The organism is Microcoleus sp. PH2017_09_SFU_O_A, from assembly GCF_020738625.1.
Taxonomy (GTDB): Bacteria; Cyanobacteriota; Cyanobacteriia; order Cyanobacteriales; family Microcoleaceae; genus Microcoleus.
Genome location: NZ_JAEQCF010000096.1, coordinates 13,786 through 28,073, shown reverse-complemented (window position 1 = coordinate 28,073; position 14,288 = coordinate 13,786). Strand labels below are relative to the sequence as shown.

Sequence of the window (14,288 nt, the reverse complement as noted above, 5' to 3'; positions counted from 1 at the left end):
TCGGACTAGACATGAAACTGTAAGACCAAAACTGACATTGTTGGTAGAGGCACGATTCAGCCCAAGAATCCTCGTACCTTGATAGTCGAGGAGTGTCAAGTACTATATTTAATGAAAAGAAACAAATTTAGGCTGGCAATCCGCCTTCAACGGGTGCATTTTCCGCTCGCCTAAAATTTGCGATCGGTCAATGATGAAGAAGGAAGAAGGAAGAAGGAAGAAGGAAGAAGAAAGACGGAAGAAGGAAGACGGAAGAAGGTTTTAACTTTCGACTTCCGATGCCCGATGCCCGATGCCCGATGCCCGATGCCCGATGCTTTTATGCCCGATGCCCGATGCCCGATGCCCGATGCCCAATCTCAATTTAAGCTGCAATTTTCATAAAACAAGAGGAAAATAAACGAGTGCCTCAGTATCAATTCACTCAGGCTAGACGCTACGATCCACAGGCGATCGCCCAATATTACCGCAACCGTCCTTGGAAAGCAATTTGGCGAGCAATAACCGTTATTTGGTCATTTGCAGGCTTCGTACTCGGGATGTTGTGGGACAGTTGGCAGCACGAAGTTGCCGCCCACCAGCCCGAACGCGCCGCCCATCTGCGACAAATACTCACTCGCTTAGGCCCCACTTTCATTAAAGTCGGCCAAGCCCTGTCTACTAGACCAGACTTAATCCGCAAAGACTTTCTCATAGAACTAATCAAACTTCAGGATCAACTGCCGCCCTTTGATTCGGTGCGAGCATTTGAGATTATTGAAGCAGAACTCGATCGCAAAATCAGCGAAACTTACAGCGAAATCTCCCCCGAACCAGTCGCCGCCGCCAGTCTCGGTCAAGTTTATAAAGCCCGTTTAATCACCGGAGAAGAAGTAGCAGTCAAAGTTCAGCGACCGAATTTGCTACCAATCTTGAGCCTTGACCTTTACTTAATGCGCTGGGCTGCTGGATGGTTGGGCCCGTTGTTGCCACTAAATCTCGGTCACGACCTCTGTTTAATAGTCGATGAATTCGGTATTAAATTATTCGAGGAAATTGACTATATCAACGAAGGCCGCAACGCCGAAAAATTTGCGACCAATTTTGCCGACGACCCGACCGTAAAAGTTCCGAGCATTTACTGGCGCTATACTGCAAAATGCGTTCTCACTCTCGAATGGATTGACGGTATCAAACTGACAGATATGGCAAGTGTCAAAGCCGCCGGTTTAGACACTAATAGCTTAATTGAAATCGGAGTTCGCAGCGGTTTGCGGCAGTTACTGGAACACGGTTTTTTTCACGCAGACCCCCATCCAGGAAATCTGTTTGCCTTAGCGGACGGCCGCATGGCTTACATCGATTTTGGGATGATGGATCAGATGGAAGAAACAACTAAAGAAACTTTGGTTGATTCTGTCGTTCACTTGATCAACAAAGATTATTTAGAGTTAGCCCAGGATTTTGTAAAACTTGGGTTTTTGACACCAGATACAGATATTATGCCGATCGTCCCGGCGCTGGAATCTGTCCTCGGCGATATCGTCGGCGAAAAGGTAGGAGACTTTAACTTCAAGACGATTACAGACGAGTTTTCGGAGTTGATGTACGACTATCCTTTCCGAGTCCCCGCCAAATTTGCCTTAATTATTCGGTCTCTCGTCACAGAAGAAGGTTTAGCCCTTAGCCTCAATCCAGATTTCAAGATAGTTGAGGTAGCCTATCCCTATGTAGCCCGACGTTTGTTAAACGGAGAATCTCCGGCATTGCGCCGTCGCCTGATTGAGGTATTATTCAAAGATGGCAAATTCCAGTGGAATAGATTAGAGGAGATGATTGCGATCGCCAGATCCGATCGCAGTTTCGACCTGCTACCCACAGCCCAACTCGGCTTGCAATTTTTGCTGTCAGAGGAAGGGTCGTTTTTGAGACGCCAGGTAATGTTAGCCTTGATTGAGGACGATCGAATTCACACCGAAGAAGTTGGCAGCCTCTGGAACTTAGTCAAAGAAGACCTGCAACCAAGTCGCTTGTTCAACGTTGCTTTAGGCGCTTTGACAGAGTTCTCCACAGCAGGAACAGCCGCGCTGAATCGATTTTAATTAGAAGGAAGAAGCAAGAGGGAAGAAGGAAGAAGGAAGAAGGAAGAAGGAAGAAGGAAGAAAAATAATTCTACTTTTGCCAATTCCCAATTCCCAATTCCCAATTCCCAATTCCCAATTCCCAATTCCCCATCCCCAATTCCCAATTTTCCCATTACCCCAAAAGAATTATTCGTGTATTACTTTCCAGAACCTCCCTATTTTTTAATGACTGCTGGATTAATAGCAGGTATGGCATCAGGCTTAGCCTTTGAAGCAACTCTCAAACAAGCCGTACAACTCTGGTCTAAAAATCGTTCTAGCCGTACTTTGTCCAACCTAAAAGGTCTACAATTGCAGTTGCCTTTTTTGGGAATGGCCGGCGGAATTTGCGTATTTTTAGCTTCAGGAATGGAGATATTCGGCTTCCCCAAATTACTGTCCTACGTTCTAGCCCTGCCCCTGACACTACTAACAGCATGGCTAGTTTGGACTCAACTAGCCAAAGTTTTAATTGAACTACAACGCGGAGGTTCCCAAGCCTTAGACTTGGATTCTTTTTTTGAAGAACCATAGTTAAACATCAACCCTCTTTTATAACGAAGAGGGTTGGTTCGTAGTAAGGACTTTAGTCCTTCTTTATTAAAATCCGCAACTTAAATAGAACATTATTAACCCTTTGAATACCCCAACTTTTGAAATTCCTCTGCAAGCGCAGTAACAAATTGGGAGGCGCGAGTTTTGGTCGTGTTTCCGGCGAATTCAAATAGCGGTAGTGCAGAAATACATCGCGGTAAGGAATCTCAACATCTTCGCCCGCACACAATCGAGTAAATTTTGCAGCCGAAATACTCATGTAATGCAAATAAGTCAGCCGCCGTCCTTTGTCGTATAAAACATAATCTATCACATCAAATTGAGAAGACCAATGATTTCCCGTTATCAGTGCAGGTTGATGATAAGCAAAATTATAAAAAGAGATAGCGCTGCGGGCGACTAAATAGTTAAATAAAGGTTGGTCAGTTCCCCGCAAAGACAAAATTTCTGCTTCTCCTGAAGTCAATTTATCTAAAAGTTCGGCTAAGTTATTGCGATTTAAAATACCTTTTTTTGCAGCAAACCAACCAGCACAAAAAATCTGAGATTCCAGTTTTTCAATCTCAAAAAATGCTGCGAGTTTTTCTGATGATAAATCAAAGACATAATTGAGGTCAGATTTGTATTGAAAATCGTTAGCTACCCAATCAAATTCATCAAGTTTTTGATAAATATAATCCAGAGAACCCATTAACAGAGTGTCGGCATCAAAATAGACAAACTTGTCAAAAGGGCCATCAAAACAGCAAAATTTTCGGTGCATTCCCAAACAGTGAACTGGCGCCCAACCTTTAGCTTGCCAAACTTTTTGAGCTTTTTGGTGAGATGTCCAAACTACAGTCGCGAAGTCTTCCCAAAATTGGATGGAATCGGCATTGTCAAATAGAGTAACATTGCTTCGCGAGGCAATTTCTACTCGAACTTTTTGCAAGTTATCATCGTAGGGAATGATGCAAACAGGAATAGTTTTCGCCCCATTAACTTCGAGACTATTCAATAAAGCGACTAAGTGATCAAAAACCACATCATTGCCTAGAATATAAATACCATCAGTCATAGTTGTTAATAAGTAACTGTTTAGGTGCGGGCAAGATGCCCACACCACAATAAAAATGATTGACTGTGGAACAGGCATCTTGCCTGTTCCTCAAAGCTTGTTTAAAGTTAAAAGCACAATAAAATTTATGAATTGTGGAACAGGCATCTTGCCTGTTCCTCAAAGCTTGTTTAAAGTCAAAACCACAATAAAATTTATGAATTGTGGAACAGGTATCTTGCCTGTTCCTCAAAGCTTGTTTAAAGTCAAAACCACAATAAAATTTATGAATTGTGGAACAGGCATCTTGCCTGTTCCTCAAAGCTTGTTGATAATAATATAACATATCAGTTTATCCTCATCTACTGAAAGGCTGAAGGATTTTTTGCATTAAATTTGGTTTTCTTTCATCCAAATAACGATAATATCGCCAAAGTTTCCAATAAGGAGTACCGGATTTAATTGGTATTCCAGCCCAGTGAATATATTTTAATCTTTTGCCTTTGTCATAAAGCACATAATCTCTTTCCTGAAAATGTGTAGAACCAGCCCAGCTTCCAGGTTCTGCTGCTGAATCTTTAACAAGATTCCAGCGTTTGAAAATTAACTTGAGAATCATATAATTTAGTATAGGCTGGTCTGTGACATTTTGAGTAAAGTCAAAATATTCTCGATGTTCCGAACATTCCCGCAAAATTTCATACATTTGCGATTCTGCAATCGTGCCTTTTCGGGAAGCCCAAAAACCGCTGTTGAATACATCTTGAAGCTGTGAGTCGGTAAAGATATTTTGTTCTTTGACAATGGGTGAAAATATATTTCGCAGTTTTTCGCTGAGGTGGTGATAGTCGCAGCAAAAAAAGTCTACTTCTGAGAGTTTGTTGAGGTTGGCTGCGATGTCTTCAAAGACGATGATGTCGGTATCGATGTACAGAAATTCGTCGAGGGGGCCAAACCAGGCGCAGAGTTTCCGCATTTTGTTGGGAAGGGCTAGAAAGTTGCGATCGAATATTTGGCCAATTTCCCTGGTAAACTGTTCCACAAACCCCAGATTTGGGTACAATTGCACACCATAGAGGCTGCTGAGGGCGGCAGCGACTTGCAGATAATTGTCGTCAAACGGGATCAAAAAAACTGGTACTTGACAATTGTAAAGGCGTATGCTGGCTAAAAGGGCGATCGCACTTTCCATCACCTTATCATTAGCAACAATATAAATACCGCGACTCATAAATTTATCCTCAACCTTCTCAAGACTCTTTCTAGCAAACTCGGCGCAGAAATATCAGCATAAGACTTTAGCGGTTCCCTAAAAACCGGCCGCTTCGAGGGTTCGCGGAGATAGCGGTAATGTAGAAACAAATCGCGGTAGGGAAACTCAATATTTTCGCCAGCACAAACTCTCCGAATTAAATCCGGCTGCACCCCAATATAATGAAGGTAAGTCAGGCGATTTCCCTTGTCGTACAAAATGTTATCTCGGGTTTGAAAATGTGGGGAAGTGACACTGCAACCAGTTTTTTCATCATCCGGGAGACTGCGAGCAAAATTATAGCTGTTCATCCCCGTTTTCATCACCATATAATTGAGCAACGGCTGTTCTCCCGCACCTGCATAGAGAATTTCCGCCTCCCCAGATAGCAGTTTACCTAACAGCCATTCTCTAGTATCACGGTCAAAAACTCCTTGCTTGCTGCCGTAAAATCCCGAACAAAATATTTCCGAGTCGAGCCGATTTTGCTCAAAAACTTCCAGCAGTTTTGGCGAATCAATGTTGTAGACTTTAGTTGGGTCGCGAAATTGAAAGTCATAAACCACAAAATCATATTTATCTAATTTATCAAAAACCGCATCAAGAGAATTCATCACCAAAGTATCCGCATCCAGATAGATAAACTTGGCAAACGGGCCGTCGAAAGCGCAAAAGCGGCGGTGCGCGCCGTAAAGCCGAAATTTTTTGCGATTTAAGCGCTCAGGTGCAGCGGCTTGCATAAATTCATCCCATCGCTGAATAGATGCGCTATCTTCATACAGAAAAACATTAGAACGCTTGGCAATTTCAGCTTGAATTTGCTGGATATGTTCGTCAAAAGGATAAATACAGACAGGAGTATTTGAGCCTAAAATAACTTCAATACTGTTGAGAAAAGCAATTAGTTGGTCGTAAACTGTATCGTTTGCTAGCGTGCAAATTCCCTTCATATCTATTAGTCCGCGTAGGCGGACTTTGTTTGTATAGAAGCGGTTTCAACCGCCGAATTATCTAACATGATATTATTTCCTGACAAACAAAATTAGACAGCCAATTGAGCAAGTTCAATTCGTGGAGAATGATTTGCCTAGCTTCAGCAATTTTATCCCTCGCTTCATGCCAACAATCCGGCGTAGCAATCACCTCTTTAATAAATTCTACTCCCTTCTCATCCAAACTGGGAAGCCGCAAAAAACTTCCCGCCGGCAACAACTTATCCGCCGCCGCACCGCCGTAATAAATCGGCAAATTCCAAGCTAATAAAGCATCCCAAAGTTTTTCGCTGACATACCAATCATTTTCTGCATAATTCTCCACAGCCAAATTGTAATAATAAGGTGCGACAGCGTGCCATTTATTATTAACCGTGCCGTTTCCCTGCGCCCAACTTGGCAAGTTTCGCCCGTAAAGGTCAAAATCTAATTCTGCTTCTTGCAGCAAATTGATAAAATCTAATCTGCGTCGGTGGTTGGCTGTGCGACTAACGCCCGAAGTTATCCAAGAACAGGATTTAGTTTTAGTTGGTGGTGGCATTTCATTCAATTCTCGAAACGAGTTTGAGTGATACCAAATCGCGGGCATATAATTGGGATTGGGCGCAAAATCATCCGGCCCGGAAACGTAACCGCAATAAAGTTTTGCTTGTTCGTAGTTGGCTTTGGTAATTTCAATAACTTCTGCTAAAGGCGGTTCTCTGATTAGATAAATAATCCGTTCTTGGGGGACGTTGCGGAATTTATCTCGAATGTCATTTTCTGGTTTATTATGCCCGTGTCGGCGTATTTTGTCGAGCCATGACTGCTGTTTAGGCTGTCGGGGAAAGTCGAATTGATACATGAGCAAAAAATCTGGTTCCGGGTGATTGGCGAGCATTTGAATGTTGCCCCATTCCCCAAAGTTGTGAGGTGTTTGTTGCCACAGCCAATCGCTTTGATTCATGCCTGGATAGGTGGTGATTGCACTGATAATTATTGGGTTCATTTCTCTCTTAGTCCGCGGAGGCGGACTTTGTTTATGTAGCCGCGGTTTCAACCGCCGGGGCTAGGAATAGGTAATTTAAAATTATACAAAACTAATGAATAATTTGCGATCGCACTTCTTCATCCACATAACTCAAAATCCTCTCGATCCTATTTTCCCACGAAAATTGCTTGACAAAACCCAATGTTTCTGCATAACCTTCGCTTCTCCTCGGATATTTTGCTAAACTATCTCGAATGCTTTGCGCGAACTTGTGCGGGTTATCAGGTTCGCACCAAATGGCAGCTATATTTCCAGATTTGAATTCCATTAAAGATGCAATCTCCGTCGCAACAATAGGAGTTCCCGATGCCATATAATCAAAGAACTTCAAAGGAGATGTGAATGTCGCGGCCTCTGTCTGACAGTGAGGGTGAGTCAAAACATCGGCGGCTTGCAGCAAGCTGGCTAGTTGATTTTGAGGCAGGTAGCCGAGAAAATTGATGTTCTTGACTTGCTTGTCTGTGGCTAACTGCTGGTATGCTGTTACTTGAGATGAGTCACCACCGGCGATCGCAAATTGAACTTCCGGCAACACCCGCGCCACATCCACCAGCATATCCACACCCTTAAACGGGTACAGCCCCCCCGCATACACCGCTAAATATTGCCTTCCACCTGCTAATAATCGCTGCCGCCAATTCTCGGCTGCGTCTGTTTGTCTCACCAGAAACAACTGGTTAAAACCATTGTGCAGCATAATGACTTTTTCCGCTGGCATCCCATTCTGAATCATGCTGTCTCGCACAGTATCTGCAACAGTTACAGCAATTTGAAAGAGAGGATTATTAACAACCTCCGGCTCAAACTTCTTATCTTCATGGTGGTGTTGTTCGTAGATAGCGGGAATTCCGTGTTTAATGGCAGCTTTAACAAAGTTCCAGTCGCGAGTATGAACAATTTTAGTCGATTTCAGCAGGTGAATTGGCAAGTAGTATTTTGAGACTATTGTACTGGAACTTGTCCACTTGCTGTTCAAAAGGTCGATCGGCCACGGCATCGGTAAGTATGCTATTTTTAATTGCTCTTGAATATTGTATATTTGAGCAAGTTTTGCATCGGGTTTTCTCGGTTGAAAAGGATGAAACCAATCAACTGGATTAAAAGCCTTCCATCCTTTACGGATATATACCAAAACTGCTGGATAACCGAGATTTGCTGCGGCATTTGCTGAGTGTGCAACTTGAACTAAGCTGGCTACATTCGGTTGTGGCAAGATATTTCTGGTGAAAAATACATAGTATTTCGACATTGGAATTGGTAATGGGTAATGGTAATTGGTAATTGGTATATTGGGCTGGATCGCGGCTGGATCGCGGCTGGATCGCGGCTGGATCGCGGCTGGATCGCGGCTGGATCGCGGCTGGATCGCGGCTGGATCGCGGCTGGATCGCGAGCGAGACGCTCGCACTACTATTCTAATAACAAATAACAAATAACAAATAACTAATAACTAATAACCAATAACTATTTTGTTGCTTGACGTTTAATAGTATTTTCTATAAATTCCAAAGTTTTGAAAATATTAGCAGCCGAGTGATATGATTCTCTGATTAACTCATCTCTTTCTTCGGGAGAATCAACCATTTCATCTACTAGCAACTTCAGGTAAGCTATCATCGGAGTCAGGCGAGTGCGAATTTCGTAAGAACCTCTAATCAAAGCTTCATCGCGGGCGGTTTCTTCCGCAAATTGCATTGAATACAAGCGAGTGTAGTAACCTCCTTTGGCTAGCAATTCTTCGTGAGAACCGATTTCTACGACTTGTCCGCGATCGATCACGGCGATTTTGTCGGCTTTTTGGACTGTGGAGAGGCGGTGGGCGATGACTAAGGTTGTGCGATCGCAACTCAGTTTCTCGATCGCCGATTGCACGTATCTTTCCGAAACCGTATCCAGCGAACTCGTTGCCTCGTCTAAAATTAAGATTTCCGGGTTTTGCAGCAAAGCTCTAGCGATCGAAATCCTCTGACGCTGCCCTCCCGATAATATCACACCGCGATCGCCAATTTGAGTATCCAACCCCTCCGACAACCGTTCAATAAACTCATAAGCATTCGCCCCCTGCGCCGCTTCCACAATTTCAGCCTCCGTCGCATCGGGCCTAGCGTAAGCAATATTTTCGCGCACCGAAGCATTAAACAAAAACGTATCTTGGCTAACAATACCCATCGCCTTTCTGAGACTTTTTAGCTCAAATTCGCGCAAATCTCTACCATCTATCGAGATACTACCTTCAGTAGGATCGTAAAATCTCGGCAGTAAATCTGCCAAAGTTGACTTCCCAGAACCCGAAGTTCCTACCAAAGCCAAAGTAGTGCCGTAAGGTAGAAATAAATCAATTCCTTGAAGAACTAAATTTTTGTGATTCGGATAACTAAAAGATATTTTATTAAAACTAATTCCCGATCGCAAATGAGTGTATGGCACAGAACCGTTCAGCATAAAAGGCTTCTCATCGCAGCTCAAAAAATCATCAACTACTTCTACGCTAGCTGACGTATTAGCAAATTGACTCCGCCCGCTATTCAACTGAGAAATCAAAGGAATTAACCTAAAAAGTACCAATAAATAGGTCAGCAGAACAGTTGAAATAGACTCAATTTCATTAGCAAATATTGTACGACCGATAAATACAATCAAAATTATCACGATCAAATTAACAACTTCGTTAATTGGGGCAATCGCCGCATAATTTACCTGAGCCTGAAAATCCGCGTGTTCTCGCCTTTGAATTAAATGCTTAATCCGCTGATACTCCCTTTCTTCGTTACCCGTTGACTTAACTAGCCGAATCCCAGTCATGGTTTCCAGCACCCTCACCGAATAATCTTTCGACATTTCAGAAAGCACGAGACCAAAATGCTTAGAACGGTTAATAATATATTGATTTGTGCAAGCAACCAATCCCAACAAAAGCGTAGATGTCAACGTCAACTTCCACGATATAGAAAGCAGCAAACCCAGAAACACCAAAACAGTGACTGAGGTAGTAAACATTCCAATTGCCGTACCAACTGCACTCGCAGTCCGGCCAATCTCTCCGCCCAATCTATTAATCAAATCCCCGACTTTAGTTTTAGAATAAAAATCTAAATCTACTTCTAACAACAACCGCAAACCTGCTTCTCGCAAATCAAAAGTCAGAGAGCGCGTCAGAGAAGTGGCGACTAAAGTATTAATATAGCTAGCAAGATTTTTTAATATAATTGCCAGAACAATCGCCCCGGTCATCAACATTAAACGCTGATTTTCCGGCATTCCCTCAAAGGGATACATCAAACTTTTAATGAGAGGTGGAGCGCCGCGCAGCTCGATAGCTTCCCCCAAAAAAATTAAAAGCACTGGTACAATCAGAGTAGTGCTGATACCGCTGAATAAAGCCCCAGCAAAGCCCAGCATCACAGTTAACACAATCCTGCCCGGATATCGTCTCGCAAATTTTAGGAGTAGCTTATTGGCAGACATGAAGCATTCCCAGCTAAACAGTACGGCATCTCAAAATATTCTTTAATTACAGCCAGTTTTTCTTCCTCCATTCAGTCGCTTCAATTTCACCTATAGCTACCTGCAATTATATCTGAAAGTATCGGTGCCATTGCTTGAATACTATATTTTTTCACGCATCTTTCCCGAGCTTTCATTCCTTGGAAATTGGCGGCTGTAAAATTTTGAAATATCCATTTAATTTTTTGGGAAATTTGATCGGGAGAACTAGGTTCGACTAAATAACCAGTTCCGCCTAAAATTGTAGGAATATCTCCCACGCGCGTAGACAAAACAGGCTTAGCCATTGCCATGCCATCTGTCAGCTTGAGCGGAAACTGAGCCACCGCTGTCAGAGTGTCTCGCTGAGGAACAACGACAACGTGAGCAGCCGCTACAACTTCCGGCATCGTTTCCACAGGAAATTTTGGCAGTTTAACAACCCAACGACCCCATTGTTGCATAAGTCTATCATCATAATCATCATAAGGACTTCCGCCGACGATCGCTAATTTTAAATCGGGCTCATTTAACTGTTCGAGGGCCATCAAAACATCCTCAACACCTTTGTGAGCACGCGGCGCCCCGGGAAACATCAGAACTCTATAGCCCGACAAGCCGTAACGCTCTCTGCTCAATTCAGGATTGTATTTAACAGGGTCAAACATTTCAGTATCCTTACCATTAGGCAAATATACACCACCAAAACGCTGTTTTAAAAACTCTGTATCAACGGTGACAGCATCAGCACGGGAAACTAAACCTTCCATCCACTTGACATATAGCGGATGATCCGGTTCTCGCAATTGACCATTGTGTTTAAAAATATCTCGATAAAGTTGCTTAAAAGAAGGGCGATATTTCCATTCGTCACCGCCGAACCAGCTAAGTTCCCAGTCATCAATGTCTAAAATGAGAGGGCGGCGAGTATCGAGTTTTTTGAGCAGCGATAAACCAAAACTTGTAGGCTTAGGTTTCACTGCATAAATAATATCCCCATCGATTTTTTTCAATAATTTTTGAACATCCATCAAAAACCCTGGATAGTTTTTCCCCGGTATCGCACATACGGGGATGCCTGTCGGAGGAATAGCATACAATTCCTTACCAAACTGAAATCCCACAACTTCTACATCACATTTAAGCTCGATTAGGACTTGAGCTAGTAGAAAAGCACGAATTGCACCTCCTCCAGACAAATCGCTCACCACTAATGAAACTTTCACTTGGTAATTTTTTATTAAAAAAGTTGCTTTATTTTCCTGCTTAAACGATCTTTTGTCAAGGGTAGCAAAGCAAAAAATATTTTTTTCAGTGAAATCCTTGGATCTTTTAAGGCTAAAATATCTTTGATTTCTTGTCTTAATTTGGTAGCTGCTGATGCCGTTCGCAAGTAAAGCTGCGGATGAATTAAGGAAAGCTGAAAAATGTTAGTTCTCGCTGCCTCTTTTTGCAAGACTGGATTTGTTGTTAAATATTCCCGATTCGCAAATATAAGTATATTCTGGGCGTAGTACCATTTAACTCGCTCATTTTGCCATATTTTATGTCTCATGCAGTCAATCGCCACATATCCTTGCTCTTGAAAGAGTTTCGCCCAATAGTCTGGCCACTGTTCGTTAACGTGATTTGTTCCCCCTTGAAATGGTACTGCGGCAGAGAATAAAATCACTGGGCCAAGCTTCACTAAAGACTCTATAAATACTCGGGCACACTCTGGGGGCAAGTGTTCTGCTACTTCTAGAGAAACAACTAAATCAAATTGTTGTTGGACGCGCAAAGGTTGGGTTAAATCTAATGCTAAAAACTTGTTTTCAGGGATTTCTAGCATTTTGATATCTACCCAATCACCGTCTATTCCTAAAAAATCTTCAACGCCGAATTCTTGGAATGCGGACAGCCAAGTCCCCGTACCGCAACCGACATCAATTACTCGTTTGGGCTGCACGAATTCCCAAAGGATAGGGATAATTTCTATGGCTGATTCGTAGGAGGTTGTTTGTAAGTATTGATATAATTCTTTGGTATAATGTTGCACGGCCTAGAGTAGTAAGTTGGTCAAGTTTATTTTAAGCGCCAGGGATTGTTAATTTGATTTGGTAAAAATATTTTAGCGGTGCGATCGACTATTCGAGTAAAAAGCGATCGCGTGACGTTCTTTGCGTACTGCGGGCGGTAGGGGTAGGTGCAGTGCATGACTTTTATCGGTTTGTCGATCGCATAAGCATCTTTCCACTTATCCAAATAGTTGTACACAGGGGACAATGTTCTCATTTGCGGTTTCACAGATTCAATAGCAGCAGCAAAAGCACCCTGGTCTTTCAAAAGTAGCACATTTTGATGCGCCACTACTATCTCGAAATATTTCTTAAATTCCGCGAACAATTCCTGATTTGTACTGCTTTTCGTAAAAGCAATAAATCCGCCATTGTATTGAATGGTATTTTTGTTTAGTGGCAATCCCACAGACTGCAAAGTTGACAGAATATCTTGCTTGACTCTTAATAAATTGCTCGCTTTCGCAATCGCAGGCTGCACATCTTCTGTCACCAACAAATCTACCTCATCAAGATAGCCGAAAACCTCATCTATTGGCGACAGCAAACAAATATCGCAATCCATATAAATAGTTTTCTCAAACAGAGATTCCCCGTACAAAGACAGCTTGGCTTGGCGCGACGCTAAAACAGGATTTTCGTGAGAGGGTGCTCTTTGCAATATGACATTTCCAAACACCTGAAGTAAAGGATATAAAATTCGAGGTACTCTATCTATTAAAATAATAATTGGTTCCTGGTGAAATTTCCTGACGGACGCCAGAAAATGAACGCAATCTTGGAAAGAGTAAAGACCTGTTAAAATAGTGATAAATCCCTTAGTTGCTAGTTTCATTAGTGCGTCCACTCCCAAAAACTCTCGTTCCAGTTATCTCGATAATTAAAAATTCCTTCCCATTCATAAAAATGCACAAAATCTTTCAAGTTAATTACTTTATTGATATTTTTGAGCATATAAAGAGGTTTTTCGCCATAAAAAGAAGCCCACATAGTATAACTACTAGGCGGCCCGACAATATAGTCGCACTCAGCCAAAGCATAGATATCTTCGATTAAATGACCGTTAGCAAAAACGCAGTTAAAATCATCAAATAACTTAGGATTTTGCTGAATATTAGAGCAAATCAAAAACTTGATTTTGTTACCTTCAAATAGTTTGACTATTGAATTCATCACTTCTAAGTATTGCTCAGTTGTGTAAAAGTATCTCCCCTTTTGGTGCTGAGCATAATCCCCTTGACGGATGTGAACTCCAACGATCGTATCTGCGTTATTTTTTACATTCAATATCAAACTATCTACATTGATTTTATATTGTTGTAATGGTGTAAAGTAGGATCTAATCTCATCGGCGTACTTATACAACTTTGGCAAATCTTCTACAAACCAGCCATCTCGAAATAACCAGCCTTTAAAACAAACAATTGAACTATTTTTTATTGCTTGAATATCCCGATAATTTATCCAATTAAACGGCTTTTCTCTGGTAATTTCTTGCGTTTTAAAGATATTTTTATTGCTTAAATTATTGATGAGTTTAAAATATTGATTTCTGATAAATCTGTTACCTGATACGGTAAAATATGGAGGAGGATAACAGCACAATAAATCTTTGTTCGTGTCTACAAAGAATTCTGCATATTCTTCAAAAGCTGGATTGAGGACAGTGCAATTATGCTCGATCGCCCAAGCTATGAAATTGGCAAAAAGCAGCAGTCTGTTGCCTAGTTGTCCCGATTTAGCAGATATTATCAACATAGTCGCTATTTTGGTTAAGGTAA

General features: G+C 42.0%; 16 protein-coding genes. 5 read left to right on the top strand and 11 right to left on the bottom strand.

Annotation, left to right across the window (positions count from 1 at the left end):
- The first annotated feature begins 177 nt into the window (after positions 1-177).
- Together JGK16_RS28225 and JGK16_RS28220 are read left to right on the top strand one after the other, a co-directional pair.
- A complete protein-coding gene (locus tag JGK16_RS28225; RefSeq protein WP_293178365.1) occupies positions 178-384 on the top strand; it encodes a hypothetical protein in 207 nt (68 codons plus the stop codon).
- Between the two features lie 20 nt (positions 385-404).
- Positions 405-2,081 (top strand): AarF/ABC1/UbiB kinase family protein, encoded by a 1,677-nt coding sequence (locus tag JGK16_RS28220; protein ID WP_293193362.1) that lies wholly within the window; start codon positions 405-407, stop codon positions 2,079-2,081.
- Here JGK16_RS28220 and JGK16_RS28215 read toward each other — a convergent pair.
- A complete protein-coding gene (locus JGK16_RS28215) occupies positions 2,078-2,236 on the bottom strand; it encodes a hypothetical protein (RefSeq protein WP_293178370.1) in 159 nt (52 codons plus the stop codon). The genes JGK16_RS28220 and JGK16_RS28215 overlap by 4 nt on opposite strands.
- Before the next feature lie 19 nt (positions 2,237-2,255).
- On the opposite strand from JGK16_RS28215, the gene JGK16_RS28210 reads away from it, so the two are divergent.
- Positions 2,256-2,636, top strand: a complete 381-nt coding sequence (locus JGK16_RS28210) for a hypothetical protein (protein ID WP_293178373.1) — start codon at positions 2,256-2,258, stop codon at positions 2,634-2,636.
- A gap of 52 nt (positions 2,637-2,688) precedes the next feature.
- On the opposite strand, the gene JGK16_RS28205 is transcribed toward JGK16_RS28210, so the two are convergent.
- On the bottom strand, positions 2,689-3,714 hold the full coding sequence (locus JGK16_RS28205; RefSeq protein WP_293193361.1) for an Npun_R2821/Npun_R2822 family protein: 1,026 nt from the start codon (positions 3,712-3,714) through the stop codon (positions 2,689-2,691).
- Positions 3,715-3,769: 55 nt separating this feature from the next.
- Between JGK16_RS28205 and JGK16_RS28200 the strand changes: the two genes are divergently transcribed.
- Entirely contained in the window at positions 3,770-4,036 is a 267-nt protein-coding gene (locus tag JGK16_RS28200) for a hypothetical protein (RefSeq protein ID WP_293193360.1), read from the top strand.
- Positions 4,037-4,051: 15 nt separating this feature from the next.
- Here JGK16_RS28200 and JGK16_RS28195 read toward each other — a convergent pair whose 3' ends face one another.
- From JGK16_RS28195 to JGK16_RS28180, 4 genes are all read right to left on the bottom strand, one after another.
- On the bottom strand, positions 4,052-4,924 hold the full coding sequence (locus tag JGK16_RS28195) for an Npun_R2821/Npun_R2822 family protein (protein WP_293193359.1): 873 nt from the start codon (positions 4,922-4,924) through the stop codon (positions 4,052-4,054).
- The gene (locus JGK16_RS28190; protein WP_293193358.1) at positions 4,921-5,895 is read right to left on the bottom strand and encodes an Npun_R2821/Npun_R2822 family protein; all 975 of its coding nucleotides are present in this window, start codon (positions 5,893-5,895) and stop codon (positions 4,921-4,923) included. Before JGK16_RS28190 ends, JGK16_RS28195 begins: the two co-directional genes overlap by 4 nt.
- A gap of 61 nt (positions 5,896-5,956) precedes the next feature.
- Complete coding sequence (locus JGK16_RS28185) at positions 5,957-6,925, bottom strand: glycosyltransferase family 10 (RefSeq protein WP_293193357.1); 969 nt, start codon at positions 6,923-6,925, stop codon at positions 5,957-5,959.
- A 91-nt stretch (positions 6,926-7,016) separates the two neighbouring features.
- Positions 7,017-8,216 carry a glycosyltransferase family 4 protein gene (locus JGK16_RS28180; RefSeq protein ID WP_293178385.1) on the bottom strand — a complete coding sequence of 400 codons (1,200 nt, stop codon included), beginning with the start codon at positions 8,214-8,216 and terminating at the stop codon, positions 7,017-7,019.
- Between the two features lie 18 nt (positions 8,217-8,234).
- Between JGK16_RS28180 and JGK16_RS28175 the strand changes: the two genes are divergently transcribed.
- Positions 8,235-8,396 (top strand): hypothetical protein, encoded by a 162-nt coding sequence (locus JGK16_RS28175; protein ID WP_293203540.1) that lies wholly within the window; start codon positions 8,235-8,237, stop codon positions 8,394-8,396.
- A gap of 35 nt (positions 8,397-8,431) precedes the next feature.
- Here JGK16_RS28175 and JGK16_RS28170 read toward each other — a convergent pair whose 3' ends face one another.
- The 5 genes from JGK16_RS28170 to JGK16_RS28150 form a co-directional block, all read right to left on the bottom strand.
- Positions 8,432-10,432, bottom strand: coding sequence for an ATP-binding cassette domain-containing protein (locus tag JGK16_RS28170; protein ID WP_293178388.1), 2,001 nt, complete (start codon positions 10,430-10,432; stop codon positions 8,432-8,434).
- Between the two features lie 86 nt (positions 10,433-10,518).
- A complete protein-coding gene (locus tag JGK16_RS28165; RefSeq protein WP_293193356.1) occupies positions 10,519-11,676 on the bottom strand; it encodes a glycosyltransferase family 4 protein in 1,158 nt (385 codons plus the stop codon).
- Positions 11,677-11,690: 14 nt separating this feature from the next.
- Entirely contained in the window at positions 11,691-12,488 is a 798-nt protein-coding gene (locus tag JGK16_RS28160) for a class I SAM-dependent methyltransferase (protein WP_293203539.1), read from the bottom strand.
- A gap of 26 nt (positions 12,489-12,514) precedes the next feature.
- Positions 12,515-13,342: a hypothetical protein gene (locus JGK16_RS28155; protein WP_293178394.1), complete on the bottom strand. Its 828-nt coding sequence runs from the start codon at positions 13,340-13,342 to the stop codon at positions 12,515-12,517.
- Positions 13,342-14,265 (bottom strand): alpha-1,2-fucosyltransferase, encoded by a 924-nt coding sequence (locus JGK16_RS28150; protein ID WP_293193355.1) that lies wholly within the window; start codon positions 14,263-14,265, stop codon positions 13,342-13,344. The genes JGK16_RS28155 and JGK16_RS28150 overlap by 1 nt, the downstream gene beginning before the upstream one ends.
- Positions 14,266-14,288: the final 23 nt, after the last annotated feature.

Bases quoted from the DNA above. Each gene is read 5' to 3' on its own strand.
- JGK16_RS28215 (WP_293178370.1), bottom strand. From the start codon at position 2,236: ATGGGAAAATTGGGAATTGGGGATGGGGAATTGGGAATTGGGAATTGG.
- JGK16_RS28205 (WP_293193361.1), bottom strand. From the start codon at position 3,714: ATGACTGATGGTATTTATATTCTAGGCAATGATGTGGTTTTTGATCAC.
- JGK16_RS28200 (WP_293193360.1), top strand. From the start codon at position 3,770: ATGATTGACTGTGGAACAGGCATCTTGCCTGTTCCTCAAAGCTTGTTT.
- JGK16_RS28195 (WP_293193359.1), bottom strand. From the start codon at position 4,924: ATGAGTCGCGGTATTTATATTGTTGCTAATGATAAGGTGATGGAAAGT.
- JGK16_RS28190 (WP_293193358.1), bottom strand. From the start codon at position 5,895: ATGAAGGGAATTTGCACGCTAGCAAACGATACAGTTTACGACCAACTA.
- JGK16_RS28185 (WP_293193357.1), bottom strand. From the start codon at position 6,925: ATGAACCCAATAATTATCAGTGCAATCACCACCTATCCAGGCATGAAT.
- JGK16_RS28180 (WP_293178385.1), bottom strand. From the start codon at position 8,216: ATGTCGAAATACTATGTATTTTTCACCAGAAATATCTTGCCACAACCG.
- JGK16_RS28175 (WP_293203540.1), top strand. From the start codon at position 8,235: ATGGTAATTGGTAATTGGTATATTGGGCTGGATCGCGGCTGGATCGCG.
- JGK16_RS28170 (WP_293178388.1), bottom strand. From the start codon at position 10,432: ATGTCTGCCAATAAGCTACTCCTAAAATTTGCGAGACGATATCCGGGC.
- JGK16_RS28155 (WP_293178394.1), bottom strand. From the start codon at position 13,342: ATGAAACTAGCAACTAAGGGATTTATCACTATTTTAACAGGTCTTTAC.
- JGK16_RS28150 (WP_293193355.1), bottom strand. From the start codon at position 14,265: ATGTTGATAATATCTGCTAAATCGGGACAACTAGGCAACAGACTGCTG.